The following is a 25,118-nucleotide window of genomic DNA, read 5'->3' as shown; positions in this document are numbered from 1 at the left end:
TCGGCTGGCGGCTCCGCTCGCTAGCCCTCTCCTCCCCCTGTCTGTCTTTCTTTTCGATGAGGCGTTGCGTTCGCGACGCATGCGTAGCGGCTCGCCGCCCGGCGAGCCGCGCACTCACTTTTGCTTCGGTAGCAGAATGCCTTCGATTTGCCGGAGGATGTCGTCGCGCGTCTCGCGCGACAGCCCACGCAGACGCAGCTCGAGGCGGTCGTCGCCATAAGACTTCAAGTCGCCTACCGAAGCACCATCGAATTTGATCTCCATTCGCTGGGCGTAGCGCTGGCGCGTGGCCGGCTTCGCACTTTCCTGCGGGCTCGTGCGACCCTTGACGATATCGGCAACCTGCCGCGTGCTCAGATCGTCCGAAAGAATCTTGTTGATGAGGCGCAGGGTGGCATCGACGCCGCGAGCCGTGTGATACCGGCCAACTTGGTAAGCCATGTTCGAGCCGAACCGGTCCGGCCTTGCGACCATCTCCTGCATCACTGTTTCGGGCAGCTTCGAGAGCGATAGCGCGACGGCGACGGTCGACTCGTCGAGTCCGAGATGTTCGGCGAGTTCTTTCTGGCTTTGGAAGTGTTTTTCCTCGAGGAAGCGGCGCCAGACGATGGCGTTGTCGAAGACCGTTTGGGAATCGCGCTGAACGTTCAGGTCATAGCCAAGTTTGTAGCTTTCGATCCCGATCGGCAAATCGACGACGACGGCCTTTACGGTTTCCTTGTTCGCTTCCTTCAACGCACGGACACGCCTGCCACCGTCGCTGACGAAGTACGTCCCCGGCGTCTTGTAGTCAGGGATGACGTGAATGGCTTGCTGCTGGCCCTGCTTCGCGAGATTGACCGCGAGTTCGGCGATGGACGTCTTCAGATAGAAGTGGCGTGGATTGAATGGGCTGGGCTTGATCGACTTCAAGTCGAGATCGATGATCTGACCGGGCACGTAGCCATTCCCCAACCGCCAGGCGCGGTACTCGGCGGATTCGTTCGCGTTTTCGGCTTCGTTCGTGATGGGAACGACGGTCGCGTCCTTGCGCGTCGGGGTTTGTTTCGGCGCAGTAGGCTTTTCATCCTTCACAAGATTGTCGATCGCATTGAGGCGGTCGAGTGCGGTGCGCTTTTCGCTGCTCGTCATGTCTGGACGCGCTTGGAAGCCTTTGGCGAACTGGGACGGTTTCATTGATGGTCCTTTATGCGCATAAACTCAGGGTAGCAGCGCGGCGATCTCGTCGGCGCATGCACGGATTTCGGCGGCTGCAAGCTTTGCACCGCGGTCGCTCATTTGCAATACGGTCTGGCCAAGCGCCATCGCTTGTTTGTAGGCCTCTCGCGTTGGGATTTGCGTCTTCAGCAGCGGGAAGCCGAGCTCCTCAAGCGCTCTCTTCAACTCTCTTGTCAGCATTCGTTTCTCTTCCGTCTTGTTGAGAAGGAAGACGGCTCGCAAGTCCTCGTTCATGACTTGCGCTTGCTGTATCAGCTTGACGAGGCCGACGCTCGACCAATAGTCGGCTGGAGAAGACGAAGTGGGAATCACAGCGATCGACGCGGCCAACAGGACGACGCCCGATACTTTTTCGGTGATGGACGGCGGGCAGTCCACGACGATCACGTCGTAATCGCTGATGAACTTTTTGATCTCCCGGTGGATCTGGCCGCCCGCTTCAGCGAGGTTGACCACGGGAAACGGAATGCCGGAATCGCCGTCGGCCGAGGCGCTCGCCCAATGGATCAACGTGTTTTGCCCGTCTGCGTCGACGACCAGTACGCGCTTTCCCTTTTCGTGGAATGCTGCCCCGAGATGCATGGCGATGGTGCTCTTGCCGACCCCGCCTTTTTGTTGAGTAACCGCGACGATTTCAGCTGCCAATTTATTCGCTCCTTAAGAGGTCGATGAATTTTACCGGGAATGTTTATTATTTCAACGCTTTCTTGTGTAGATGTGGCGAAATTGGCCTTCTGGCCAAGGTTTATGCGCATAAATCCCTGTGGCTGCGGCACTTCCCTCGAAGGCAATCACTGGCGGGTGCGGGGTTCGGGGGCTGCGAAGGAGTGCGGGGACGGTATGAATTGGAAACAGTCTGAGCGCCGCTTGTCTCAACGGATGGCAGGTTGGCGATGAGTTGGGCGTGCCAAGCGCGTGGCCGCGCGGGCCATCGCGGCCGTGCTCGCTCAAGTCATATCGCTGTGGGCGCACTTTGACGCGCGGCTGCGCCGCCGCTCGGAGTTCATTGCTAGCCTGAGGTACGGACTGTCGATCATCTGGTCCCCCCCACCGGTACGGTCACTCGCCATCGGCGCGGTTCCGTCGGCGTGACCGATAGCGCTCTTCTTCAGCACCGAGCACCGAGCACCGAGCACCGAGCACCGAGCACCGAGCACCGAGCACCGAGCACCGAGCACCGAGCACCGAGCACCGAGCACCGAGCTTCGAGCTTCGAGCTTCGAGCTTCGAGCTTCGAGCTTCGAGCTTCGAGCTTCGAGCTTCGAGCTTCGAGCTTCGAGCTTCGAGCTTCGAGCTTCGAGCTTCGAGCTTCGAGCTTCGAGCTTCGAGCGAGTGGCGAGTGGCGAGTGGCGAGTGGCGAGTGGCGAGTGGCGAGTGGCGAGTGTGTACTTTCACGAGAAGCCCCCTGTCGCGCGGCGGAGTTTATGCGCATAAACCCCCGCCTCTTTCGCCGATGCCGCCGATTCGAAGCGCTACGACGGTATGGGCCCCGATGATTGGCGCGACCAAATCGAAACATTAGGCCATTTGACAAACGCCGAATGGCAGGGCGCCCGCTTGGCCGTTCTGCGCGTGCTGACGGATATTCACCTCAATCGCCCGAGAATTATGCAAAAAATTATATTTCACCTTTATCCGTTTTTTAATTCGTACTCAATTTTCAAGAGATGTCCCGGTTCCGGTGAAAGAGCGGCCTGTTGCCAGGGGACCCCAGGCGATCCGCCTGCGTGGATCGCTACCGACGTGGCAGCGACGCGCGCTCCCGACAACACGCTACGCAGCAGCGTTGATCCCCACGGCCGGCGCAACATGAGGCATCTCGTAGAATGGAGCGTTTTTGGTTTGTGGCTTTTACGCTGAGGTTCAATTTCATGATCGTTGTCTATCACAACGCGCGTTGTTCGAAATCGCGCTCTACCTGCGAACTGATCGACTCAACTTTGAATGCATCGGGCGAACCGGTGAAGGTAATCGAATACCTGAAGCAACCGCTCGGCGTGCAGGAGTTGAAGGCCTTGCATGCAATGCTGGGAGGATCGGTGCGCGACATGATGCGCGACAACGAGAACGTCTATCAGGAACTCGCGCTCGCCGACCCGTCGCTGAGCGACGAAGTGCTCTATGAGGCCATTGCCGCAAACCCGATTTTGCTCCAGCGCCCGATCGTCACCCGCAACGGGCGAGCGGTCATCGGGCGCCCGCCAGAGGCCGTGCGAGCGCTGTTCGACTGATTGCAGATTACTGACGCGATGGGTGGCGCGGCGCAGCGCGCCTGTCGTCGTGATCGCGTTGCCTCGCGCGGGACCGTGTTGCTGACCGGATGTTCTTGTCCGCAACATGCAGCCAAACGTTTTGGCGCCTGATGTGGCATACGGCTTCGGTTTGCCACATGCAAGCAGGGCGGTTATTGAAAGCAACTTATCCGCCGCAGTGTCATCGGCGCATCACAGATGTGACTGTTCGTAAGCAGCAGGGCTTCAGGCAAAGTTATCCACAGAATCTGTGGAAAAGTCTGTGGAAAGTAGGGTGCGGAGCCCGACGCCACCGGCGCGACGCTGGGATGCATGCAAATTAGCCTGTCGGCTACGGAACCGAGGACTATCATCGAGCTTCTCGTGCCCGGAACGTAGCAGCCCGGTTCTTCGTCTTCGCACAAAGGAGCGACAGGAATGGCCTACAGGATTGAGATCGTCGTCGGCAGCTTGCGCCGCGATTCGTTCAACAAACAGCTCGCCAACGCGCTGACCAAGCTGGCGAGTCCGGACTTCGCGTTTTCGCACCTCGATATCGGCGTGCTGCCTCTTTATTGTCAGGACTACGACCCTGACTTTCCTGAGCCGGCCCGCAAGCTCAAGCAGCAGATCGAAGCTGCGGACGGCTTGCTGTTCGTCACGCCCGAGTACAACCGGTCGATGCCTGGCGTGCTGAAGAACGCCCTCGACTGGGGCTCGCGCCCGTGGGGCAGCAATTCGTGGAAGGATAAGCCGGCCGCAGTATGCGGGATTTCCGTGGGGGCCGCGGGCACAGCGCTCGCGCAGCAGCACTTGCGCAATGTGCTCGCGTACCTGGACGTGCCTACGCTCGGACAGCCCGAAATCTTCCTTAAATACACCGACGGCTTTTTCGACGCCTCGGGTGCGATTGCGAACGAGGATACCCGCAAGTTCCTGCACACCTTCGTCGGGCGCTTCGAGGCCTGGGTCAAGCGCCACAGCAGCAAGTAGGCGGGCAACCGCCGCAGCGGGCTACCCGCGAGCCGGCGGCCGCGCTTAGCCGCCGCTTTCCTTTTTCCCGCTGAAGTCTTCTTCGCCCTGCAGATATTCGTCAGGAACCGTGGCGGACGGCGACGGAGATGGAGATGGCGCTGCCGCTGCCGCGTCCATCTCCTGATCGGTCGTTCCCGCTGCAGCGCCGCGCTTCGCGGCGAATACGGCACCCATCCCGGGGGCACAACCGGCCGCCATCGCATTGGCTTGCGCCTCGCTGATCGGTTGCGCGCCCGCCTGTGCCGCTCCGGTCTTCACTTCGCTTCCCTCGTCGCGCGGATAGCTGCGCACCGCCCCGCGTTGTCGCGCATCGCGGCCGCGGCGAAGGCCGAGTTCCTCTAGCGGCGAGCGCTCGCGCAACGCCTCGTCGCTCGGGGCGTGCCAGGTTGCCGCCCGCTCTTCGATATCGATCGGGCCCGTGCGCTCGAGTGTCGCGCGGGCCAGTTCGCACTGGGCGTCGTCGGTAGCATCGACGCTCAGCATGACCGCGCCGCGGCGTACTGCCTCGGCATACTGCGCCGTTTCATGCGAGGGTTGCGCGCTCGCGAAGAGCGATTCGAAAAAGCGTTCGATGCTCGCCAGCAGTCCTTCCTCCGCCGCGGGTCGTTCCGCAACGGTCGTCGCATCCGTGGCATAGGTGGGCTCGCACCGCGCCTGCATGGCGATGCGCTCCGCGGCAAGGCCGGCCCCGATCAATGCGGCGCGCGCGGCCTCGGCCTCGGCATGAGTGTCGAAGAACGCTATAACGGTGTGTTGCATGATGCTCTCCTCGTACGGCAGCCTGCCGACCTTCGGTGCAAAGAGCGCGCCGCCTATACTCCACCCTCGTCGGTCGTACCCGTGGCGTGCAGGCTCTGCTCGCGCTCGCTGCGGATTCCCTGCAGCATCGTTTCCAGGACGGCAATATCGAAAGGTTTGGACAATACACGCGCCTTCACATTCCGTGCACGGTCCAGTTCCTGCGCATAGCCCGTGATCAGGATCACAGGAAGCGGCGGCACCATTGCCTGAGCAGTCTCCGCAAGATCGATGCCGTTTTTCGTCCCCGGCATGTGGATGTCGGAAATGATCGCGTCGAAACGCCCACCGGCAGCGTTCTCGAGCAGTTGCATCGCAGCATCGGCATTGAAGACGCAGGTTACCTCGTGTCCCATCATGCGCAGCAGCGCCTCGGTGCCGGCGGCCACCTCATCGTTGTCTTCGACCAGCAGCATCCGCAGGCCGCCGATGGCGTCGGCCGTGGCGGTGCGCGGTTCGGCCACGGCCTCGGGGGGCGGCGGCGCGCTGGCGCGCGGCAAATACAAACGCACGGCGGTGCCTTCGCCGAGCTTGCTCTCGATGGTGGCGAGCCCGCCGGAGCGCTCGCAAAAAGCGAACACCTGCGGCAGACCGAGGCCGGTGCCCATGCCCTGCGGCTTGGTCGTGTATAGCGGCTCGAACGCATGCGAGAGCACTTCGGCGGACATGCCCGTGCCGGTATCTTCCAGCGAAATCTGGACGAACTCACCGGCGAGCGCGAATCCGCTTTCGCGTTCGAGTTTTACGTTGTTCGCGCGAATCGCGAAGCGGCCACCGTTCGGCATCGCATCGCGTGCGTTCACGGCGATATTGATGAGCGCGAGCTCCAGTTCCGCGTTGTCGACCTCGATCGGCCAGATTTGCGGCGGGATATCGATGACGAGGCTCACTTTTGCGCCAAGCGAGGCATTCAGCAACTCGCGGCTCGCCGCCATCCAGCGTGCCAGGTCGATCGTTTCGTTACGCAGGGGCTGCTTGCGCGCCACCCCGAGCAACTGTCGCGTCAACGATTGGCCGCTCTTGAGCGCCCGCTCGATGGCGCCGAGTTCGCGATCGATATTGGCCGCGCCACGGCGCCTCGCTATCTGCACGTTCGTGGCCACGATCATCAGCAGATTGTTGAAGTCGTGGGCAACGCTGCCGACCAGATTGCCGAGCGCTTCCATTTTGCGCGACTGCCGGTAAGCCGTTTCGATCGAGCGCCGCATCGAGGCCTCGGCTTGCCAGTGCATCCAGGCGGCTTCCTCGGCGGACAAGCGTCGTAACGAGAGCCCCAGCACGAGCCACAGCACGATCGACGGTGCAAAGATCGACGCCGCGAAAATCGCCGCCCGGTGGTACCAGTCGGCCCAGATTACGGCACCGTTGTAGGCGCAGGTCACATAGACCGGGTACGCGCCCACGCGCCGGAACGCGAGAATCTCCCCGCTGCCCGTTTCCGGCGAGGACCCCACGCGCAGCACGCCTGCTTTCGCGCCCGCCTCGAGCGAGGAAACGAGCGCCGGCGGCGGTGCCGCTTCGGCGCGGGGTGGGTAGGTGGCGAGTACGGCGCCATCCGCGCGCACGAGCGACATCGTGAGCGCCCGGCTGTCTGCACCGAGCAACTCGCGATAGAACGATTCGAAATAGGAGCGCCGCAGCGCGACCGACACCAGGCCCGCGAACGAGCCGTCGGTATTGTGGCGAGCGATGCCGGTGTTGAAGATCGCCTCGCCGCTGCCGGCGTGCCATGTCATCGTCTTCGAGACATGTTCGAGAATGCGGCCGCCGCGGATGCCCACGAAATCGTCGCGCCCGGCGATCGACGCACGCGGGGCGGGGTAATAGCGGCTGTTCGCGACGAGCATGCCCTGCGGCCCGAAGATCGATATCGACGCTACCTGCGGGTAACCGCCGCCGATACGCTGCAGCTTGTCGTGAATATCCGCCTCGGCTGCGCGGATCTTCTCGTCGCCGAGGCCGCGCACGAGGTCGTCCACGCGCGCGTCGAGCGTCTCGTTCAGGTCGAAGACCTTCAGCGCATGTTCTTCCGCAATGCGCACGGTGCGCGTCGTGGCGTCGGTGGCGGCTGAAACCCGCGTGCGGAAATCCGAATAGGCCGTTGCGGCCGCGTAGAGGAACGGCAGCACGACGGCTGCGCCCAGCAGTACGATCAGGGTGATTCGTCTGACGGCGAAGTCGGGCTCGGGTACAGCTGGATACGGCGTGTCCTCCTGCCAGCCCGTGGGCTCGTTTGCCTCGGGTGGGTCGAGCCGATGGCGCGTCATGATGGATGTAGCCGGGTGAGGAACCGTTTGCCTGTCTCAATCATAAGCGAGTTGTCTCGTTACCTGACGTAAGATTTCCCGGAAGCGCGTGGGCGCGAGGTCGCGCACGGTGCCAAATCAGCGACGAATCCGGAAGCGCAAACGTACACAAAAGAATAATTTACGCAAAACGCGCAAAAAATGCATAATTCGTTTCTTCATATGGCATACGGCAAAGCCGTTTGCTCGGTCGACCGAAATGGGGGGAGTTGATTTTCCGCCTGTTTGCCCAGAGAATTTCGCTTCACTTTTACGAGACAAGATGCGCCAAGCCGTATCCGGCGCATGCGAAGCGCAAGCTTCGCCACGAGATGACGCGCGCCAGCCGCGCCTTGCTCCTGCCGCCCGCCACCGGGCACATCCTGAAAGCGGGCGCTTTCGACGCAGTGGCAATCTGTCGACACACGCTCGCCTCTCGCTAAAGAAGGTTTTCGAGCCGCCGTTAACTCGGCATAGACTGTTCGTTTTTCGTCGCACTTGCCATGCCTTTGCCGATTGTGATCGCCGATGATTCCCTGCTTGCCCGCAAGGTTCTGACGAAAGCCTTGCCGGCCGACTGGGACGTCGATATCGCATACGCATCGAACGGACGAGAGGCACTTGCGCTTTACCGGGCCGGAAGGGCTTCGGTGATGTTTCTCGATCTGACGATGCCGGACATGAACGGCTACCAGGTGCTCGAGGCGTTGCAGCATGAGGATCTCAACACATTCGTGATCGTCGTGTCGGCGGACGTCCAACCTCTCGCGCAAGAGCGCGTGCGTGCGCTCGGCGCTGCGGCGTTCGTCGCCAAGCCCGTGACCCCCGAGGCATTGCTGCCCATCCTCAAGGAGTACGGGTTGTATGCATGAGCACGTCCTGACCGAAGAGCAACGCGACGCGTTGCAGGAAGTCGCCAATCTGGCGATGGGCCAGGCCGCGACGCGCCTTGCCGGCCTTCTCGATACGTTTATCGAACTCTCGGTGCCGCGCGTGCGCGTCGTCAACGTGGAGGATGCCGCCCGGACGCTGCGCGAGATGACGGGGATCGACGAGAGCGTAACCGCCGTGCGCCAGGGGTTCCGCTCGGACATCAAGGGGGAGGCGCTCGTCATCTGCCGCAGCGCCGGCGTGGGCAGTCTCTGCTCGCTCGTCAACGACCCCTATGTGCATTCCGCCTACGAATCGGTCAGCGAGACGGAGCTCATGTTCGACGTCGCCAACGTGCTGACCGGCGCGTGCGTCTCTTGCATCATGAATCAGCTCGACCGCACGCCGGTATTTTCCGCACCCGGCCTCCTCGGCGAGAACGTCGCGCTCGAAGACGTCTTCCAGGCCGACGTGCTGGCATGGCGCGTCGCCCTCCTGCTGGAGGTCAACTTCGCGCTCGAGGATCAGACGTTTCGCGCGCATCTGGTCATGTTGATGGCCGAGGATTCCATCCGACGCATGCACGAAGCGCTCAATACCATCTTGTCGAGCCTATGAATCCATCGATGGAGCAATCGCTGAGCGACCTCGTCATCGAACGTGTCGGCTTCGGCATCTTCGTGCTCGACCGGTCGATGAACGTGCTGATGTGGAATCGGTTCATGCAGGACCACAGCGGCCTTGCCGCCGAGCAGGTGGTCGGCCGATCCATCTTCGAGAGCTTTCCCGAGTTGCCGCGCGTGTGGCTCACGCGCAAGGTGGAGAGCGTCTTTCAGCTCGGCAGCTTCGCCTTCAGTTCCTGGGAGCAGCGGCCCTACCTGTTCAAATTCGACCATGACCGCCCGATTACCGGCGGTGTCGACTTCATGCAGCAGGACTGTACGTTCATGCCGCTTACGCGAGGGCGCGACGTCGTGGCCGTGTGCGTCACGATCTCGGACGTCACGCACGTGAGCGTCATGCAGCGCGAGCGCGAAGAGGCCGTGGTGAAGCTGCAGGAGTACGCGAATCGCGATGGCCTGACCGGCATCGCCAACCGTCGTTTCTTCGAAGCGCGCCTGCGCGACGAGTTCTCGCGCTGGCAGCGCTACGGCGGCGAGTTTTCCGTCCTGCTCTTCGATCTGGACCACTTCAAGGACATCAACGACCGCTTCGGTCATGCCGTCGGCGATACCGTGCTGCGCGTGACGGCGCAGCGGGTGGCCGGTGCCGTGCGGGCCCAGGACGTGTTCGGGCGCTTCGGCGGCGAGGAGTTCGCGCTGCTTTTGCCCTGCACGCCGCTCGCCGACGCCATGCTCGTTGCCGAAAAGATCCGCACGACGATCGGCGATACGCCGGTGGAAGCCGAAGGCGTTCGCGTGCCGGTGACCGCGAGCGTCGGCGGTGCGGCGGCGCGCGTCGGCCTTTCAAGCTATGACGTGCTCATCAACGAGGCTGACGCCGCCCTTTACAGTGCCAAGCGGCAGGGCCGCAATCGCTCCGTGGCACTGAGCTGACACGGGCGCCGGCCGGGGCCGGCATCCCTAGCGCGGAGGTGGCGTTTCGTACGGTCGTTCCATCTGCCGACCGAGCCCAGGAAACGTTGGTATACTTTTGCGCGTTGCCGGCGCACCGCGGCGTTGTTCGTCATCGCAATAGGCCGTGGCTATGCGCCCCCTCGCTCCTTGCACCGCGCGGCCGGCAAGGCACGTTCGCAAGCCTGCAATCGGCGTGAACAGGCCCTGGTGCCAGCGCGGCGCGCCGCCTGGACAGCATCGATCATCCATCGCCCATGAGGGCGCCACAGCGGAGCTCGCCTTGGCCGTATCAAACCTCGTCGCGGAAGAACCAGAGACCGACGCCGCTGCCGTGACTTCGGGCAGCTCGTTCTATCTGGCGATGCGCATCCTGCCGGCTGCGCAACGTGATGCGATGTACCAGATCTACGCGTTCTGCCGCGCGGTGGACGACATTGCCGACAGCGATGCGCCGCGCACGGAACGCAGCGCCGGGCTCACGCGCTGGCGCGAAGACATCGACGCCTGCTACGCCGGCGCGCCGCGGCCGGTGTTGGCGGCGCTTACGCGTCACATCCGCACGTTCGATCTGCGCCGCGAGGATTTCCACGCCATGATCGACGGCATGGCGATGGACGCGGCCGCCGATATCTGTGCGCCCGACGAGGCCACGCTCGATCTTTATTGCGACCGCGTGGCGAGTGCTGCGGGGCGTCTTTCGGTGAGAGTTTTCGGGATGTCGGAGGAGCCGGGGCGCGCGTTGTCGCATCACCTCGGCCGCGCGCTTCAATTAACGAACATTTTGCGCGACATCGACGAGGACGCCGCGATCAATCGGTGCTATCTGCCGCGCGAGCTGCTTGCGCGCGAGGGTATCGCCGCGACGAATCCGGCGGAGATCGCAGACGACCCCTCGCTGCCGCGCGTGTGCGCGACGCTGGCCGAGCGGGCGCTCGAACATTTCCGGCAGGCGGATGCCATCATGGACGCATCGCCGAAAAAGGCGGTGCGCGCCCCGCGTATCATGTCGGGCGTTTATCGCTGCTTGCTCGAGCGGACGCTCGAGCGAGGTTTCGATGTGCCGCGCACCCCCGTGACGAAGCCGCGTCTGCGGCTGATGTGGATCGTTGCGCGCTACGCCTTTTTCTGACGAGAAGGGCAGAGGGGCCGGTGCCGGCGTGCCGCGGGCGCGTCGTCCATTTCGCTGGAAGGCCGTGCCGCGCGACGCAAGCGGCAGGCCGTGCTTTTCAATCCAACAGATCAATAGCCGATGAACGACTTTTCCGCAGCCGCTACCGCGGCGCCGCTCGATGCGACGAAGGGTGAGCCGCTCGCCGATTCGCTCGAGACCTCGATCGCCCGCGCGACCGATGCGATTCTCGCGGCGCAGCATCCGGACGGCCATTGGGTCTACGAACTCGAGGCGGATTCGACGATTCCCGCCGAATACATCCTGCTCGTGCATTACCTCGGCGAAACGCCGAACGTCGAGCTCGAGCGCAAGATCGTCCGATACCTGCGCCGCATTCAGCTCGCCGATGGCGGCTGGCCGCTCTTCACCGACGGCGCGCTCGACGTCAGCGCGAGCGTGAAGGCCTACTTCGCCCTGAAAATGGCGGGCGAACCCGAAAACGCCGAGCACATGCAGCGCGCGCGCCGCGCGATCCTGGCGGCGGGCGGAGCGGAAGCCGTCAACGTATTCACGCGGATTCTGCTCGCGCTCTATGGTGTGATTCCGTGGCGTGCGGTACCGATGATGCCGGTCGAAATCACGCTGCTGCCGAAGTGGTTTCCGTTTCATCTCTCGAAGGTATCGTACTGGGCGCGCACGGTGATCGTGCCGTTGCTCGTGCTCAACGCGCGGCGGCCGCAAGCGCGCAATCCGTGTGGCGTGCGTATCGACGAACTCTTTCGCGGAACTGCGTCCGACGTCGGGCTTCTGCCGCGCGCGCCGCATCAGAACCGCGGATGGTTCGCCGTGTTCCGTGCAGTGGATACGGTCCTGCGCGCGCTCGACCGCTTCTTTCCGAAGGATTCGCGCAATCGGGCCATCGGGGCGGCCGTGGCGTTCGTCGACGAACGGCTGAACGGCGAGGACGGCCTCGGCGCGATTTTCCCGGCAATGGCCAATGCCGTGATGATGTACGACACGCTCGGCTACCCGCCCGACCATCCTCATCGTGCCATCGCGCGTGCCTCGATCGAGAAACTGCTGGTGGTGGGCGAGGACGAGGCTTATTGCCAGCCCTGCCTTTCGCCGGTATGGGACACCTCGCTCGCTGCGCATGCGCTGCTCGAAACCGAGCTGCCGCGCGCCGAGCAGGCCGCCTTGCGCGGCCTCGAATGGCTGCGGCCGCTGCAGATCCTCGACGTACGCGGCGACTGGGTCTCGCGACGCCCGAATGTGCGGCCCGGCGGCTGGGCGTTCCAGTACGCGAACCCGCACTACCCGGATGTGGACGACACGGCTGTCGTGGTACTGGCCATGGATCGGGCCGCGAAGCTGACCGGCTCGGATGAGCTCTACCGCGAAACGATTGCCCGCGCGCGCGAGTGGGTGGTCGGCATGCAGAGCAGTAATGGCGGGTGGGGCGCGTTCGAGCCCGAGAACACGCATTACTACCTGAACAACATCCCGTTTTCCGATCATGGCGCGTTGCTCGATCCGCCGACGGCCGACGTATCGGGCCGCTGCCTGTCGATGCTCGCGCAACTGGGCGAAATGCCGGGCACGAGCGAGCCTGCGCGACGTGCGTACGATTACATGCTCGCCGAGCAGGAAGCCGATGGCAGTTGGTACGGCCGCTGGGGCATGAACTACATCTACGGCACCTGGACGGCGCTGAGTGCGCTCAACGCGGCGGGCATCGCGCACGATGACGCAAGGGTCCAGCGGGCCGCGCAGTGGCTCATATCGATTCAGAACCCGGATGGCGGCTGGGGCGAGGATGGCGCGAGCTACAAGCTCGACTATCGCGGCTACGAGCGCGCGCCGAGTACCGCGTCGCAGACCTCATGGGCGCTCATTGGCCTCATGGCGGCAGGCGTCGTGGATCACCCGTCGGTCGGGCGCGGCATCGCTTATCTGATGCGTACGCAGCGCGAGCACGGGCTGTGGGACGAGACGCGATTCACGGCAACGGGATTTCCGCGTGTCTTCTACCTGCGCTACCACGGCTACCGCAAGTTCTTCCCGCTCTGGGCACTGGCGCGCTATCGCAATCTCAAGCGCGACAAGCGCGTGCGTGTATCGGTCGGGCTGTGACGATGATCGAGCGGGCAGCCGTGCCCGTCATTGCTGTTACGGGGATGGCGTTCGAAGCGCGCATCGCGCGCGGAGCCGGCGTGCGCACGGTTCACGCGGCCCGGACTGACCTCCTCCAGCAGGCGCTTGCCGAGGCGCTGGCCGATGGCGCGTCGGGCATCATCAGCTTCGGAACGGCAGGCGGCCTGGCCGACGGGCTGATGCCGGGCACGCTCATCGTCGCCGATCGGATCGATGGTCCGTTCGGCCGCACGCAGGCCGATCCGCGGTGGACGGAACGCATCGCGGACCGGCTCGCTGCGTCGGGCGCGACGTTTCCGATACACCGCGGCACGTTGGCTGCCGTAGCGCAGGCCGTGACGGGTGTCGAGGCGAAGCGCGCGCTGAATCAGGCGCATGGAGCGCTTGCGGTGGACATGGAATCGCATATCGCGGCGGCGATGGCCGGTACGCGCGGGCTGCCGTTCGCGGCATGCCGCGTGGTGGTCGACCCGGCCTGGCGTTCGCTGCCGCCTGCGGCGATGGCCGGATTGCGCGATGACGGCTCGACCGCGTTGCTGCCGATCCTGGCCGAACTGGCCCGTGCGCCGAGGCAACTGCGCGATCTGATCCGCCTCGCCGCCGATGCGCGAGCGGCGCGTAAGACGCTCGTGGCGGCAAGGCGTGTACTCGGCGATGGTCTGGGCTTCTTCGAGTGAGGGGCTGGACGCGTTTGGTTGCGAAGCGTGGGGCGGCTTTCGACGAGCCGCCCTTTTTTCGATTACTGGATGCTTCGGGATCGATCGTCGATCAGTTGCCGGGCAGCGGTGCCGCTGCCGGCGCACTGGCCGTATCCGGAGCGGCTGAAGCCGGCGTTGCGGTAGTCGTAGCTGCCGCGGGCTTCGCACCCGAGGCAGGCTCGGCGCCCGCCGCGCCGCTTGCTGCTTCGGGGGCGGCCGGCGCGGGACTCGAATCCTGGTCGTCGTCGCCGTAATCGGGCAAGGCCGGCGAACCGGCGCCGCCGCCGCTGTTGAGCCGCGAATGGCGTTGCTGGAGATAGGCGTCGCGCACGAACGAGTATTTGTCCAGTGCGGCCTGCTGGAGGATGTTCGTGGCACCGAGCATATCGGAGCGCGCGCTGACGAATTGAAGAATGTAGAGCGGCGTGCGCGCCGAAGGCTCGATGTAGTTCAGCGGATTGAATCGTACGTCGACGGCGAGCCCGACGCTGTCGCGGAACGTGCTCGGTCCGAATACCGGCAGTACGAGGTAGGGCCCGGAGGGCACGCCCCAGCGGCCGAGCGTGAGGCCGAAGTCCTGATGGTGCTTGGGCAGCCGCGCGAGCGTCGCGAAATCGATGAGACCGCCGATGCCGAACGTCGTATTCATCGTGAAACGCATCAGATCCTGCGTGGCATCGGTGATTTTCAGCTGCAGCAGCTCGTTGGCGATGTTGCTGAGGTCGCCCAGGTTCGAGAAGAAGTTGCTGATTGCCGTGCGCAGCGGATGCGGCGTGATTTTCTGATAGCCCTTCGCGATCGGCACGGCGAGGCTCTGATCGACGGCATCGTTGAACCGGAAGACCGCGCGATTCATCGGCTCCAGGGGGTCGCCCGCAGTCCGGTTCGGTGCGCTCGCGCAGCCGGAAAATAGCGCCGCGGCGGCGAGCGCCGCGGCCAGAGTCCGCATTTTTTCCATGAATACTTTTTAATCTGTTTCTGGCGCGCGTTCGGCGCGCGGTTTGCCCATCAATATCGGCTGGAAAACCACCGCGCCCACGAGCGTACACGAAAGCGCCAATGCGAGAAGCCTTCCCATGCTGGCGGTGCCCGGGTGGTGCGACAGCCAGAGGCTGCCGAAGGCCGTGGCCGTGGTCGCTGCGCTGAACAACACCGCGTGCGTGAGGCTCGAAGCAAGCAGGCTCGTTTGCCCCGCACGCCACGCCATCACGAAATAGACCTTGAACGCCACGCCTACGCCGAGCATCAGCGGCAACGCGATGATATTGGCGAAATTCAACGGCATGCCGAACACGACGCAAAGCTCGAGCGTCACGAGCGCCGAGACGAGCAGCGGCACGAGCGTGCGCAGGACGTCGCCGAAACGGCCGAGCGTGATCCAGAGCAGCACCGTGATCGACAACACCGCGAGCACTGCCGCCTGCAAGAACGCCTTGATGATCGTATTGGCCGAATGGAGGATCGAGATCGGCCCGCCGATGGCGCCCGGGTCGGCTTTTTTCACCGCATTCGCAAAACGGCGCAGCATGACGTCGTCGCCCGGATCGACGCCGGGCGGCACCCGCGGCGAGATCTGCACGAGAGCGCGGCCGTCCGGTGCCACCCATTGGCGGACGATCTCGGGCGGCAGCGTTTCGCGCGTGATCGTGGCCGGCTGCAGCAGCATCGCCAGTTGGCGCAGCGCAAGCCGAAGCGGCTCGGAGAACGCGGCTTCGGCGCGGTCGCGCGCGGCGGGGTCGGCCGCGGCGAGGCGGGCAAGCGACTCGGACAGGTGCTTGGCCTCGCCCGCGCCGGGGCCCGGGTGGTCTTCCGCCGCGTAGGCGAGTTGATTCGATGCGCGTTTGAGCGCGGCCACTCGCTGAGCATCGCTCGCCTTGGGGGCGACCGGCTGCGTCAGGGCCGGCAGCAAGGCGTCGGCCGTCGCGCGGATCGATGCGAGCTTCTCGGGCTGGCTGTCGGGGATGAACGAGGCGAGCGTCGTCGCGCGGCCCACCTCGGGCAAGGCCGCGAGCCGCTGCGCTGTGGCCTGCGCGGCCGTGAGCGTTTGCGCGAGCACCGTCACGTCGTTGACCGACGCCTCCGGCGAATCCTTGAGCGAGAGCAGCGTGGCCATCGACTCCGTGGTGGGATCCTTGAGGTGGAGCGGATTGAAGTCGAAGTGCAGGCGCGCAAGCAGCGGCAACGCGCCGATCACTACGACGAGCGTGCCGATCAGAATCGGCTTGCGATGCGTTTGCAGATAGTCGTCGATCGGCGCGAGGCGCTCGAAGCCGGGCCGCGACGCTTCGCCCGGCGGCGCGAGCAGCTTGAGCAGCGCGGGCAGCAGCGTCATCGTGCTGAAGTAGGCGACGATCATGCCCACGCCGGCGATGAGGCCGAGCTCGGACACGCCGCGAAAAGCCGTCGGCAGGAACGAGAAGAAGCTCGTCGCGACGGCCGCCGCCGCGAGCGTGAGCGGCATGCCCATCGAGTGCGCGGCGCCCACGAGCGCGTGGTCGAGCCGTTCGTCGCGGTAGCGCTCCTCGCGGTACTTGACGCCGTACTGGATCGCGAAATCCGCGCCGAGCCCGACGAAAAGCACCATGAAGGCGACCGAGATCATGTTCAGCGAGCCGACCATCATGAGGCCCAAGGCCGCCGTGATCGGCAGGCCGACGGCGAGCGTGACGAAGACCGCGCCGATCATCCGTTTCGAGCGCAGGGCAAGCCAGAGGATCGCCAGCACGACCACGAGCGTGCCGATGCCGTTGACGATGGCGCCATCCTCGACCGAGGCGAATTCCTCGTCCGCGAGCGGCTGCTCGCCCGTGAGCCGCACGACGGCGCCATAGTGGCGCTTGAGATCGATGGCCTGCGCGGCGGTGCGAATGGCCGCCGATGCCTCTTCTCCCGCGCGCAGTGCCGCGTAGTTCACGACGGGGCTCACCGTGACGAAGGCGCGCGCGGGCTGGCGCGCGGCATCGGCGTCTACTAGTGCGCGCCATGAGAACGCTGCCGGCTTGCCGGCGAGCACGGCATCGACCGTATCGGCGCTGCGCCCGTGCAGGGTGGCGAGGCCCGGCAGCGTCACCTGTCCCGACTCCAGCGGTACGCCGAGCATGGTGGACAGCGTCGTGGCAAGACCGGTCAGGCTCGGATCGTGGGCGAGGGTATTGACGAGCGGGCGGGCGCTGATCAACTGCGAGGTGGTGCCCGCCAGTGTGCGGGGCGAGACGAAGAGCAGGCCGTTGTGCTCGAAGAACGGGCCGCCGCCTGGCTGCGTCACGTCGCCCGCCTTGCTGGCGTAGGGGGGCTTCTTGAGTTCGGCGGCCAGCGCATCGGCGGCCGCGTCCGCGAGTTCGGGCGCGGGTGCTTCGACTACGGCGAGAATCGTCTGGCTTCGCTGCGGAAAAGCGCGATCGACCGCTTCACTGAGCGCGGACCATTGCGGCTCGTTTTCGAGCAGCTTGCTGACGTCCGTGTTGATGCGAAAGTGCTGGGCGACGTAGACGCTGCTCGCCACGGCAAGCGCGAGGGCGAGCGCGACGACCCAGATGGGGCGGCGCACGGACCAGGCAACGAGGCGAACGATAAGGGGCGTCAGCATGAAGGGTGGGGCGGCAAAGGCCGGAAGAAGCAAAACGCCCAAGTATACCGGCCCGCGCGCGGCTCGCCCGTCGGCGAAGGGCTGGCAGGCGCGATTACGGCAATTCGTAGCGACCGCGCCGCCGCCGGAAGGGACAATGCGGGCGCGGCGCAGGGACGCGCCCGATCCACGCCGTACCGGCGCGTCGGGCAGGGCGCTGGCGCGCGGACGGTATCGCCGCGTATCCGTTTGAAAGCAGCTGTATCAATCGCGGCGGCGGCCGGGCGAGGCCCGGTATACTGCGCAACGACCGCAGTCCCGGCGGGAATGCCTGGGGACACCGGCCTGCACTTTTTACATTCGAGTTCGGTTGCCATGAAACGTCACTTGTTTGCTTTTTTTGCCGCGGCCTTCGTCAGCGCAGCGGCGTATGCGCAAAGCGCGCCCCTCGACGTGGTCAAGCACGCGGTTGTCGGCACGGTCGACGCCATGAAGAAGGATCCTGCCGCGCGGGGCGGCGATCTGCCCAAGATCACGCAGATCGTTCAGGACAACTTCATTCCGGCCACCAACTTCGACCGCACGGCGCGCATCGCCGTTGGCGAGGCCTTCAAGCAGGCCACGCCGGAGCAGCAAAAGGCGCTGAGCGACCAGTTCCGCACGCTGATGACGCGCACCTATGCGGCCTCGCTTGCGCAATTGGGCAATCAGGATGCCAAGTTCACGTTCAAGCAGGACACGGCCACGGCCAACGATGCGCTCGTCATGTCGACGGTAACGACGCCCGGCGATAGCCAGACCGTGGGCTATCGGCTGAGCAAGGTGAACGGCGCCTGGAAAATCTACGACATCGACATGTCGGGGGCTTGGCTGATTCAGGTTTATCAGGGCCAGTTCAAGTCGCAACTGCAACAAGGCGGCGTGCCCGGCCTCATCGACTACCTGAAGAAGCACAACGCACGCGAGCAGTGACGCCGGCGGCTGTTTCAGGGCCGGCGTCGCTCAACGGCGAACTTGATGAGTTCGGCCTGCCCTTCGATATCGAGCTTGCGCTTCAAATTGAGCCGGTGCGTTTCCACCGTGCGCACCGACAACCCATAGCGTTCGGCGATCTGCTTGCTCGACAAGCCTTCGGCGAGCGCGTCGAGAATCTGCGTCTCGCGCGGCGTGAGCCGGTCCGCGGGTGTCTGTAAAGCGCTTGCCTGGATCATGCGCGCCGCGATGCCGGCGCTGAAGTAGGTCCGGTTTTCCAGTACCGCCTCGATCGCATGGACGATTTCGGTGGCGGGCGAATCCTTGAGTACGTATCCGCTTGCGCCGGCGCGCATGGCCTGCGTCACATATTCGATGTTGTCGTGCATCGAGAGCATCAGTACGCGCACGGCCGGGAACCGCTCGTGAAAAATCCCGGCCAGCACGATCCCGTTCATGCCGTTCATCCCCACGTCCATCAGCGCGAGATCTGGACAAAGCGTTTCGGCGAGCGCGAGCGCTTCTTGCGCGTTGCCGGCCTCGCCCGCGACCTCGAGGCCCGGCACGGCTTCGAGCCGCAGGCGCAGGCCGTCGCGAACGAGCGGGTGATCGTCGACGAGGATGATCTTGGCTGAGGCCGGGCGCGCCTCGGGCGAATGCGGTGCGGTCATGAGGTCGTGTTTTCAGGGGTGGGGAGTGGCGTGGGGCGGGCATTCGCGCGCGAGAGCGGCACGCGCGCGATGACGACGGTGCGTCCGGCCGTGGAGGCGAGCGAAAGGTTTCCGCCGAGGGCATCGAGGCGCTCGCGCATGTTGCGCAAGCCGATCCCGCCGCGCGCGTCGGCTTGCGCCTGCTCGATATCGAAGCCGATGCCGTCGTCGATGATCGTCAGCGAGACGGCATGTTCGTCGGCGTCGATCGTCAATGCCGCATGCTTCGCGTGCGCATGGCGCAGGATATTCGCGAGCGCTTCCTGTGCGATGCGAAAAAACGCCGTATTGATCGCGTCGGACAATACCGGTGCGTTCGCGGAGGTGTTGCGCGTGAATGCGATGTCGATTCCGGCTTCCTCGCCGACTTCGCGGCACAATTGCTCGAGCGCCGCCGCGAGGCCCAGATCGTCGAGCATCGCGGGCCGCAGCGCGTGCGAGATGCGCCGGACTTCGCGCAAGGCGTCGGAGAGGCGCACGAGCCCGGTCGAAAGGGCGGCCTCGGCGCTCGGCACGCGCGCCTGTTCGCTCGCCGATTCGAGGCGGGCGAGCGCGGATTCGAACAGCAGCTTCACCGAGACCATCTTCTGGCTGATGCCGTCGTGCAGCTCGCGAGAAATGCGTGCGCGCTCCTGCTCCTGCGATTCGACGACCTGTTGCGCGAGGCGCTTGAGCTTCGCATCGGCGCTGCGGTGTTCCGTGACGTTCACGAACACCGCGCAAGCCGCGATCACGACGAAGCCCTCGAGGGCGATCGCGCCGATCCACATCATCGTGCGGCCGATGTTCGCCGATGCGCTTTCATCGATGCGCGCGAGCGCGGCGTTGACGCCGTCGAGATAGATGCCGGTGCCGAGCATCCAGCCCCATCGCGGCAGCGGCACCACGTAGCCGAGCTTCGCCTCGACCTGCCCCGTCGAAGGCCGGTGCCATGTGTAGCGGACGTAGTCGCCGCCACGCGCGGCGGCGGCGATGAGCTCCTGGATCGGCAAGGCGCCTTGCGGGTCGCGCATCTCCCAGAGGTTGCGACCGACGAGCCCCGGCTCGCGCGGGTGCATGAGCGAATTGCCTTGCATGTCGTAGACGAAGAAGTAGCCGTCCTGTCCGAAGTCCATCTTTTGCAGCACCTCGAGCGCTTTGCGGCGCAGTGTCGCATCGTCTTGCGGCGAATCCGCACTTGCTCCGTAAAACGGGGCGATCGCGCTCGTCGCGAGCTCGACGTAATGCTTGAGCTCCATCTGCTTGCTCGACATGTAGGCCGTTTCGACGGTCGCATGCTGTGCTTTCGCGAGCGAGGTGGCCTGCATTCTCACGCCGATGCCAATGCCCGCTATCGCGACCAGGAACGGCACGATGGCGAGCAGAAAGATTTTCGTTTTGACTTTCATCGTTCAAGGCGTGGCGGCGAGGCACGCGCACAGGGGTATGCCGAAATCGCTAAGTAGTACTACGCAGTCTGGTTACGTAGTTATGCGCTTGTACGGGTCGGTATGAAACTGAATACTACACGGCCATTGACGGATCGCGTTCGCGCTGTCTTGGGCCGGCCTGGCGGCCGGATTCTTCATAACAACGATTGAGGAGACGCCATGAATCCGACGAATCGGCTTGGCCGGTTTGCGCTCTGGTCTGCAATTGCCTTGCTCGGCGCGTATGCGTTCGGGACCATCGCCCTGGCACACGGGGAGCGCGTGAGCGCGCTGTGGATCGTCATCGCGGCGGTCTGCGTTTATCTGATTGGCTATCGCTTTTACAGCCATTTCATTGCGAGCCGCGTGCTGCAGCTCGACCCACGCCGCATGACGCCGGCCATCCGGCACAACGACGGGCTCGACTACGTTCCCACGAACCGCTTCGTTCTGTTCGGCCACCATTTCGCCGCCATCGCAGGCGCCGGCCCGCTCGTCGGCCCCGTGCTGGCCGCGCAGATGGGCTATACGCCGGGCATGCTCTGGATTCTGGCCGGCGTGGTTTTCGCCGGTGCCGTGCAGGATTTCGTCGTGCTTTTCATTTCCACGCGCCGCGACGGACGTTCGCTCGGCGATCTCGTGAAGATGGAACTCGGGACGGTGCCGGGCTTCATTGCCCTTTTCGGCGCGTTCCTGATCATGGTCATCATTCTCGCCGTGCTCGCACTGATCGTCGTGAAGGCACTCGCGAACTCGCCGTGGGGCACGTTCACCGTTGCCGCGACGATTCCGATCGCGCTGCTGATGGGTATCTACACGCGCTTCATCCGCCCTGGCCGTATCGGCGAAGTGTCGATCATCGGCTTCGTGCTGCTGATGGCATCGATCGCATATGGGCAGCATGTACATGAATCTGCGGCGCTGGCCGCGTGGTTCACGTTCAGCGGCACGCAGCTCACATGGATTTTGATCGGTTATGGCTTTGTGGCATCGGTGCTGCCGGTGTGGCTGCTGCTCGCGCCACGCGATTATCTGTCCACGTTCCTGAAGGTCGGCACGATCATCGGTCTGGCCATCGGCATCCTGATCGTTGCGCCTGAACTGAAGATGCCCGCGTTGACGAAGTTCGCCGACGGCACCGGCCCCGTCTGGTCGGGCAACCTTTTCCCGTTCCTGTTCATTACTATCGCCTGTGGTGCCGTGTCCGGGTTCCATGCGTTGATTTCGTCCGGTACGACGCCGAAGCTGCTCGAGAACGAAGTGCATGCGCGTTTCATCGGTTACGGCGCGATGCTGATGGAATCGTTCGTTGCGATCATGGCGCTCGTGGCGGCCTGTGTGATCGAACCCGGTGTGTACTTCGCCATGAATGCGCCGGCGGCGCTGCTCGGTACGACGCCTGACGCCGTTGCGCATACCGTGTCGCAATGGGGTTTCATGCTGACGCCCGACATGCTGACCGAGACGGCTCGCGCGGTGGGCGAAACGACGATCGTCGGCCGTGCAGGTGGCGCGCCGACCCTCGCCGTAGGCATGGCGCAGATTCTGCACCGCGTGATCGGCGGCCCCGCGATGATGGCGTTCTGGTATCACTTCGCCATTCTCTTCGAGGCGCTCTTCATTTTGACGGCGGTCGACGCCGGCACGCGCGCGGGACGGTTCATGCTGCAGGATCTGCTCGGCGCGTTTCACCCGGCGCTCAAGCGCACCGAGTCGCTGCCCGCAAACCTCGTGGCGACGGCGCTTTGCGTAGCCGCGTGGGGGTACTTCCTCTATCAAGGGGTGATCGATCCGCTCGGTGGCATCAACACGCTGTGGCCGTTGTTCGGTGTGTCGAATCAGATGCTGGCCGCGATTGCGCTCGTGCTCGGTACGGTCGTGCTGTTCAAGATGAAGCGCGAGCGGTATGCGTGGGTGACGATTGTGCCGACACTCTGGCTGCTCGTTTGCACGCTCACCGCGGGCTGGCAGAAGATTTTCTCGGCGAACCCGAAGGTCGGTTTTCTTGCTCATGCAGCGAAGCTCAGCGAGGCGGCCGATGCAGGCAAAGTCCTCGCGCCCGCGAAATCGATCGAGCAGATGCATCGCGTGATCTTCAATGATTATGTCGACGCGGCACTGTCGGGGTTGTTCGTCTTCGTCGTGGCAAGTATGGTCGTTTATGGCATTGCCGCCGTGCTGCGCGCACGCCGTAACGACCGCCCCACCTCGAACGAAACGCCGTTCGAGGCCGCGCAGATCGGGACGAGCGCTGCTGGCCGATAACCAGGAACGAGGAGGCGCGAGCGATGTTTTCGAATCTCAGCGAACTGCGCACAGCCGGCCGCTATCTCGGGCAGGCACTGCGCCTCATGGTGGGCTTGCCGGACTATGACGCCTACGTCGCGCATATGAAGGCCACGCATCCGGATCAGCCTGTAATGACGTATGAGGCGTTCTTCAGGGAACGCCAGAATGCCCGTTATGGGGCGGGGGCGGGGAAGTGTTGTTGACTCGTCGTTGATTGTCGCCTTTGTGCAGGTAGGTCCGAACGCCCCAAGCGCTGCTTGGGGCTCTTGTTTATGATCCGCACCGCCCCTGGCATGGCAGATCGGATGACCGCCGAGCCGAATGAATCACCATGTCCTTAGCGAGTCGGCAACACGAGCGCATGTACGATATGCGTCATCCAGGATCCGTCGCCGCCAAAGCCGTCCTTGTCGCCGCCACCGCGTGTCTCCGTAACCTTATGTATGTACAGGCGCGTGTTCGGAGACAGTACGATTTCGGATTCACCGGGCATTCTCGAGATGGAGTCGCCGCCCGGCGCTGAGCCCCAGCCCAGAAACAACCCCTTCACGCCGTGGCCGACAGTGAGCTTCAGATGCACGTTGCCCGTGAACATGTCGGGCTTGGTCGAGGTGGACATGACGGCAGGCTCCTGCACCACCTTGCCGGTGGCATTCAAGAGCTGCTCTTTGAAAGGCCCACTGACCTTGATCTTGCGCGAAAGCAGTGTGCCCGGTGGAATTTCGCAGCCGGCGTTGCGAATGGCCGCGTCGAGTGCCTTGGCGGTTTTGCTCGGCTTTCCCGCCCGCAGCGATGCATTGATTTCCTCATATCCGAGATGCGCGTAGCTTAAAATGGCCTCGCGCTGGGCCGTTGGCAGCTTTGCAACGCCGGCCATGGTGTGGGCCGCATAGCTTTCCACGTCGTGCTCGTTGAGGGCGGGTTCGGGCAAGCGCGGCGGTTCGGTCACCGTGCCAAGTTCGACGAATCTGGCGATATTCTTCACGCGGTGGCCGCCTGGGGCTCCGGTGTAAACAGGAAACTTCTTGTCCAGGGCCTTGAGCGTGTGGCCGGTATCGCGAGACGTCCCTGGCTGCGCAGCGTTGCACCATGTCTTGATATGACGCTGACGTTCGATCAGCTTGGCGCTCAGGGCCATACGGTCTGCACTGCTTCCGGGGCCATGGCGGCTCACGAGGTTTTTAATCGTGGCCGGGGGTAGATTCAGGACGGCGCTCGCGCCGCGAGCAATCTCCTCTTTTGTCATCGAGCCGTATACCGCGGCCGACGCGCGGTTCATGGCCGGGTCGCGCATGGTTTCCAGCTCCCCGACCTCGCCGGCGAACGCACCGCCTTTCTTGCCGCCCATTGCCCGATACTCGAGAGCACCCCCTGGGTCGATATGTACGGCTTTGCCTCGGTGGATGACTACGTTATCGTGCAACAGCCCAACCGAATCCCAGTTGGCCAGCCAAGCGTGCGCGACGAACGCCTGCCGCATGCTTTTGACGTGTGCATGGTTGCGCACGTCGAATGCCTGCGCGTGATCCAGCCACCGGGAAGCGACACCCAATCCACCTTGGTGTTCGTGGCCCAGATCGACCAACTTCAATTCGGCCGTGGGAGCGCCAGCGGCGTTGAGCAGATGCGACGCAAGCACCTCGCTTTTGGCCATGTCGTTATTGCCGTACCCCTTGACCAGCCACCTTTGCCCATGTCCGTCGACATACAGCGCGCCCGCAGCGGTGCCACCGGGTTTGTCTCCAACGCGCGTCCAGGTCGAAAGTTTTTCCGGCTTGGCGGTATTGGCTGTGGGTGTGCTCTTGCTAACCGGGCTCCACAGCCTTCCTGGCGCTTGCAAGCCGGTCGGGCGGGGTGACATGGGCGCCGCCGCCGACCGTTGCGCAGACGTCTGGCCGATAGAGATGCGCTGGGCCGGATGCTCGCGCCCGCTTGGCTGAGGCGACTGCTTCTTGCCTTGTTGCAACTGTGCCAAGCCCGCTAATGGCCCCATCGCGCTATGCAGGCTCGCCCCCCGCGATGGCGGCGTGGCAGAGGTATCACGGCTGTGCAGTGCGGGTTGCTCGCCGGTGACTTGACCTCCAGGGGAGAAGCATCGGAGAAATGGTTTGAGCAGGTTTGGCATGTCACCTCGTCGTTGGCTCGCGGCCTCCTTGTGCAAGGCTAAAGGTCACGGTGTGCTGGCGAGAACGAAAG

Annotated in this window: 20 protein-coding genes; 11 read left to right on the top strand and 9 right to left on the bottom strand. The window is 64.1% G+C overall.

Annotated features, from left to right (window positions below; translation table 11 throughout):
* Positions 1-114 precede the first annotated feature (114 nt).
* Together U0034_RS25805 and parA are read right to left on the bottom strand one after the other, a co-directional pair.
* Complete coding sequence (locus tag U0034_RS25805) at positions 115-1,176, bottom strand: ParB/RepB/Spo0J family partition protein (protein WP_085229386.1); 1,062 nt, start codon at positions 1,174-1,176, stop codon at positions 115-117.
* 24 nt (positions 1,177-1,200) lie between these two features.
* Complete coding sequence (gene parA / locus U0034_RS25800) at positions 1,201-1,863, bottom strand: ParA family partition ATPase (protein WP_085229385.1); 663 nt, start codon at positions 1,861-1,863, stop codon at positions 1,201-1,203.
* 1,226 nt (positions 1,864-3,089) lie between these two features.
* On the opposite strand from parA, the gene arsC reads away from it, so the two are divergent.
* A complete protein-coding gene (gene arsC / locus U0034_RS25795; RefSeq protein WP_085229447.1) occupies positions 3,090-3,449 on the top strand; it encodes an arsenate reductase (glutaredoxin) in 360 nt (119 codons plus the stop codon).
* Between the two features lie 438 nt (positions 3,450-3,887).
* Positions 3,888-4,442 carry an NADPH-dependent FMN reductase gene (locus U0034_RS25790; protein WP_085229384.1) on the top strand — a complete coding sequence of 185 codons (555 nt, stop codon included), beginning with the start codon at positions 3,888-3,890 and terminating at the stop codon, positions 4,440-4,442.
* 45 nt (positions 4,443-4,487) lie between these two features.
* Here U0034_RS25790 and U0034_RS25785 read toward each other — a convergent pair whose 3' ends face one another.
* Together U0034_RS25785 and U0034_RS25780 are read right to left on the bottom strand one after the other, a co-directional pair.
* The gene (locus U0034_RS25785; RefSeq protein WP_085229383.1) at positions 4,488-5,243 is read right to left on the bottom strand and encodes a hypothetical protein; all 756 of its coding nucleotides are present in this window, start codon (positions 5,241-5,243) and stop codon (positions 4,488-4,490) included.
* A 53-nt stretch (positions 5,244-5,296) separates the two neighbouring features.
* Positions 5,297-7,549 (bottom strand): hybrid sensor histidine kinase/response regulator, encoded by a 2,253-nt coding sequence (locus U0034_RS25780; RefSeq protein WP_085229382.1) that lies wholly within the window; start codon positions 7,547-7,549, stop codon positions 5,297-5,299.
* 521 nt (positions 7,550-8,070) lie between these two features.
* Between U0034_RS25780 and U0034_RS25775 the strand changes: the two genes are divergently transcribed.
* From U0034_RS25775 to U0034_RS25750, 6 genes are all read left to right on the top strand, one after another.
* Entirely contained in the window at positions 8,071-8,439 is a 369-nt protein-coding gene (locus U0034_RS25775; protein ID WP_085229380.1) for a response regulator, read from the top strand.
* The gene (locus U0034_RS25770; RefSeq protein ID WP_085229379.1) at positions 8,432-9,055 is read left to right on the top strand and encodes a chemotaxis protein CheC; all 624 of its coding nucleotides are present in this window, start codon (positions 8,432-8,434) and stop codon (positions 9,053-9,055) included. Before U0034_RS25775 ends, U0034_RS25770 begins: the two co-directional genes overlap by 8 nt.
* Positions 9,052-9,993 (top strand): sensor domain-containing diguanylate cyclase, encoded by a 942-nt coding sequence (locus tag U0034_RS25765; protein ID WP_085229378.1) that lies wholly within the window; start codon positions 9,052-9,054, stop codon positions 9,991-9,993. Before U0034_RS25770 ends, U0034_RS25765 begins: the two co-directional genes overlap by 4 nt.
* A gap of 301 nt (positions 9,994-10,294) precedes the next feature.
* Positions 10,295-11,143: a presqualene diphosphate synthase HpnD gene (gene hpnD / locus U0034_RS25760; RefSeq protein WP_085229377.1), complete on the top strand. Its 849-nt coding sequence runs from the start codon at positions 10,295-10,297 to the stop codon at positions 11,141-11,143.
* A 120-nt stretch (positions 11,144-11,263) separates the two neighbouring features.
* Positions 11,264-13,258, top strand: coding sequence for a squalene--hopene cyclase (gene shc / locus U0034_RS25755; protein ID WP_085229376.1), 1,995 nt, complete (start codon positions 11,264-11,266; stop codon positions 13,256-13,258).
* Positions 13,259-13,260: 2 nt separating this feature from the next.
* A complete protein-coding gene (locus U0034_RS25750) occupies positions 13,261-13,956 on the top strand; it encodes a phosphorylase (RefSeq protein WP_085229375.1) in 696 nt (231 codons plus the stop codon).
* Positions 13,957-14,047: 91 nt separating this feature from the next.
* Here the strand turns inward: U0034_RS25750 and U0034_RS25745 are convergent, their stop codons facing one another.
* Positions 14,048-14,926, bottom strand: coding sequence for an MlaA family lipoprotein (locus tag U0034_RS25745; protein WP_085229446.1), 879 nt, complete (start codon positions 14,924-14,926; stop codon positions 14,048-14,050).
* Positions 14,927-14,944: 18 nt separating this feature from the next.
* Entirely contained in the window at positions 14,945-17,563 is a 2,619-nt protein-coding gene (hpnN, locus tag U0034_RS25740) for a hopanoid transporter HpnN (protein ID WP_085229374.1), read from the bottom strand.
* Between the two features lie 354 nt (positions 17,564-17,917).
* Between hpnN and U0034_RS25735 the strand changes: the two genes are divergently transcribed.
* Positions 17,918-18,514: an MlaC/ttg2D family ABC transporter substrate-binding protein gene (locus tag U0034_RS25735; RefSeq protein WP_085229373.1), complete on the top strand. Its 597-nt coding sequence runs from the start codon at positions 17,918-17,920 to the stop codon at positions 18,512-18,514.
* Between the two features lie 14 nt (positions 18,515-18,528).
* Here the strand turns inward: U0034_RS25735 and U0034_RS25730 are convergent, their stop codons facing one another.
* A complete protein-coding gene (locus U0034_RS25730; protein WP_085229372.1) occupies positions 18,529-19,185 on the bottom strand; it encodes a response regulator in 657 nt (218 codons plus the stop codon).
* Positions 19,182-20,612 (bottom strand): cache domain-containing protein, encoded by a 1,431-nt coding sequence (locus tag U0034_RS25725; protein ID WP_085229371.1) that lies wholly within the window; start codon positions 20,610-20,612, stop codon positions 19,182-19,184. Before U0034_RS25725 ends, U0034_RS25730 begins: the two co-directional genes overlap by 4 nt.
* A gap of 201 nt (positions 20,613-20,813) precedes the next feature.
* Here U0034_RS25725 and U0034_RS25720 point away from each other — a divergent pair, with 201 nt between their 5' ends.
* Positions 20,814-22,898 (top strand): carbon starvation CstA family protein, encoded by a 2,085-nt coding sequence (locus U0034_RS25720; RefSeq protein WP_085229370.1) that lies wholly within the window; start codon positions 20,814-20,816, stop codon positions 22,896-22,898.
* A gap of 23 nt (positions 22,899-22,921) precedes the next feature.
* On the top strand, positions 22,922-23,125 hold the full coding sequence (locus U0034_RS25715) for a YbdD/YjiX family protein (RefSeq protein ID WP_085229369.1): 204 nt from the start codon (positions 22,922-22,924) through the stop codon (positions 23,123-23,125).
* Positions 23,126-23,259: 134 nt separating this feature from the next.
* Here U0034_RS25715 and U0034_RS25710 read toward each other — a convergent pair whose 3' ends face one another.
* The gene (locus tag U0034_RS25710) at positions 23,260-25,047 is read right to left on the bottom strand and encodes an ADP-ribosyltransferase (protein ID WP_085229368.1); all 1,788 of its coding nucleotides are present in this window, start codon (positions 25,045-25,047) and stop codon (positions 23,260-23,262) included.
* Positions 25,048-25,118: the final 71 nt, after the last annotated feature.

The sequence above is a fragment of the Trinickia caryophylli genome, from assembly GCF_034424545.1.
Lineage (GTDB): Bacteria > Pseudomonadota > Gammaproteobacteria > Burkholderiales > Burkholderiaceae > Trinickia > Trinickia caryophylli.
This window is presented reverse-complemented; position numbering and strand designations above follow the sequence as displayed.

What these genes read in the sequence shown, in the direction of transcription:
- U0034_RS25730 (WP_085229372.1), bottom strand. Translation starts at nt 19,185, where the DNA reads ATGACCGCACCGCATTCGCCCGAGGCGCGCCCGGCCTCAGCCAAGATC.
- U0034_RS25765 (WP_085229378.1), top strand. Translation starts at nt 9,052, where the DNA reads ATGAATCCATCGATGGAGCAATCGCTGAGCGACCTCGTCATCGAACGT.
- U0034_RS25735 (WP_085229373.1), top strand. Translation starts at nt 17,918, where the DNA reads ATGAAACGTCACTTGTTTGCTTTTTTTGCCGCGGCCTTCGTCAGCGCA.
- U0034_RS25710 (WP_085229368.1), bottom strand. Translation starts at nt 25,047, where the DNA reads ATGCCAAACCTGCTCAAACCATTTCTCCGATGCTTCTCCCCTGGAGGT.
- U0034_RS25775 (WP_085229380.1), top strand. Translation starts at nt 8,071, where the DNA reads ATGCCTTTGCCGATTGTGATCGCCGATGATTCCCTGCTTGCCCGCAAG.
- U0034_RS25720 (WP_085229370.1), top strand. Translation starts at nt 20,814, where the DNA reads ATGAATCCGACGAATCGGCTTGGCCGGTTTGCGCTCTGGTCTGCAATT.
- U0034_RS25725 (WP_085229371.1), bottom strand. Translation starts at nt 20,612, where the DNA reads ATGAAAGTCAAAACGAAAATCTTTCTGCTCGCCATCGTGCCGTTCCTG.
- U0034_RS25785 (WP_085229383.1), bottom strand. Translation starts at nt 5,243, where the DNA reads ATGCAACACACCGTTATAGCGTTCTTCGACACTCATGCCGAGGCCGAG.
- U0034_RS25780 (WP_085229382.1), bottom strand. Translation starts at nt 7,549, where the DNA reads ATGACGCGCCATCGGCTCGACCCACCCGAGGCAAACGAGCCCACGGGC.
- arsC (WP_085229447.1), top strand. Translation starts at nt 3,090, where the DNA reads ATGATCGTTGTCTATCACAACGCGCGTTGTTCGAAATCGCGCTCTACC.
- shc (WP_085229376.1), top strand. Translation starts at nt 11,264, where the DNA reads ATGAACGACTTTTCCGCAGCCGCTACCGCGGCGCCGCTCGATGCGACG.
- U0034_RS25790 (WP_085229384.1), top strand. Translation starts at nt 3,888, where the DNA reads ATGGCCTACAGGATTGAGATCGTCGTCGGCAGCTTGCGCCGCGATTCG.
- U0034_RS25770 (WP_085229379.1), top strand. Translation starts at nt 8,432, where the DNA reads ATGCATGAGCACGTCCTGACCGAAGAGCAACGCGACGCGTTGCAGGAA.
- U0034_RS25805 (WP_085229386.1), bottom strand. Translation starts at nt 1,176, where the DNA reads ATGAAACCGTCCCAGTTCGCCAAAGGCTTCCAAGCGCGTCCAGACATG.
- hpnN (WP_085229374.1), bottom strand. Translation starts at nt 17,563, where the DNA reads ATGCTGACGCCCCTTATCGTTCGCCTCGTTGCCTGGTCCGTGCGCCGC.
- U0034_RS25715 (WP_085229369.1), top strand. Translation starts at nt 22,922, where the DNA reads ATGTTTTCGAATCTCAGCGAACTGCGCACAGCCGGCCGCTATCTCGGG.
- U0034_RS25745 (WP_085229446.1), bottom strand. Translation starts at nt 14,926, where the DNA reads ATGCGGACTCTGGCCGCGGCGCTCGCCGCCGCGGCGCTATTTTCCGGC.
- U0034_RS25750 (WP_085229375.1), top strand. Translation starts at nt 13,261, where the DNA reads ATGATCGAGCGGGCAGCCGTGCCCGTCATTGCTGTTACGGGGATGGCG.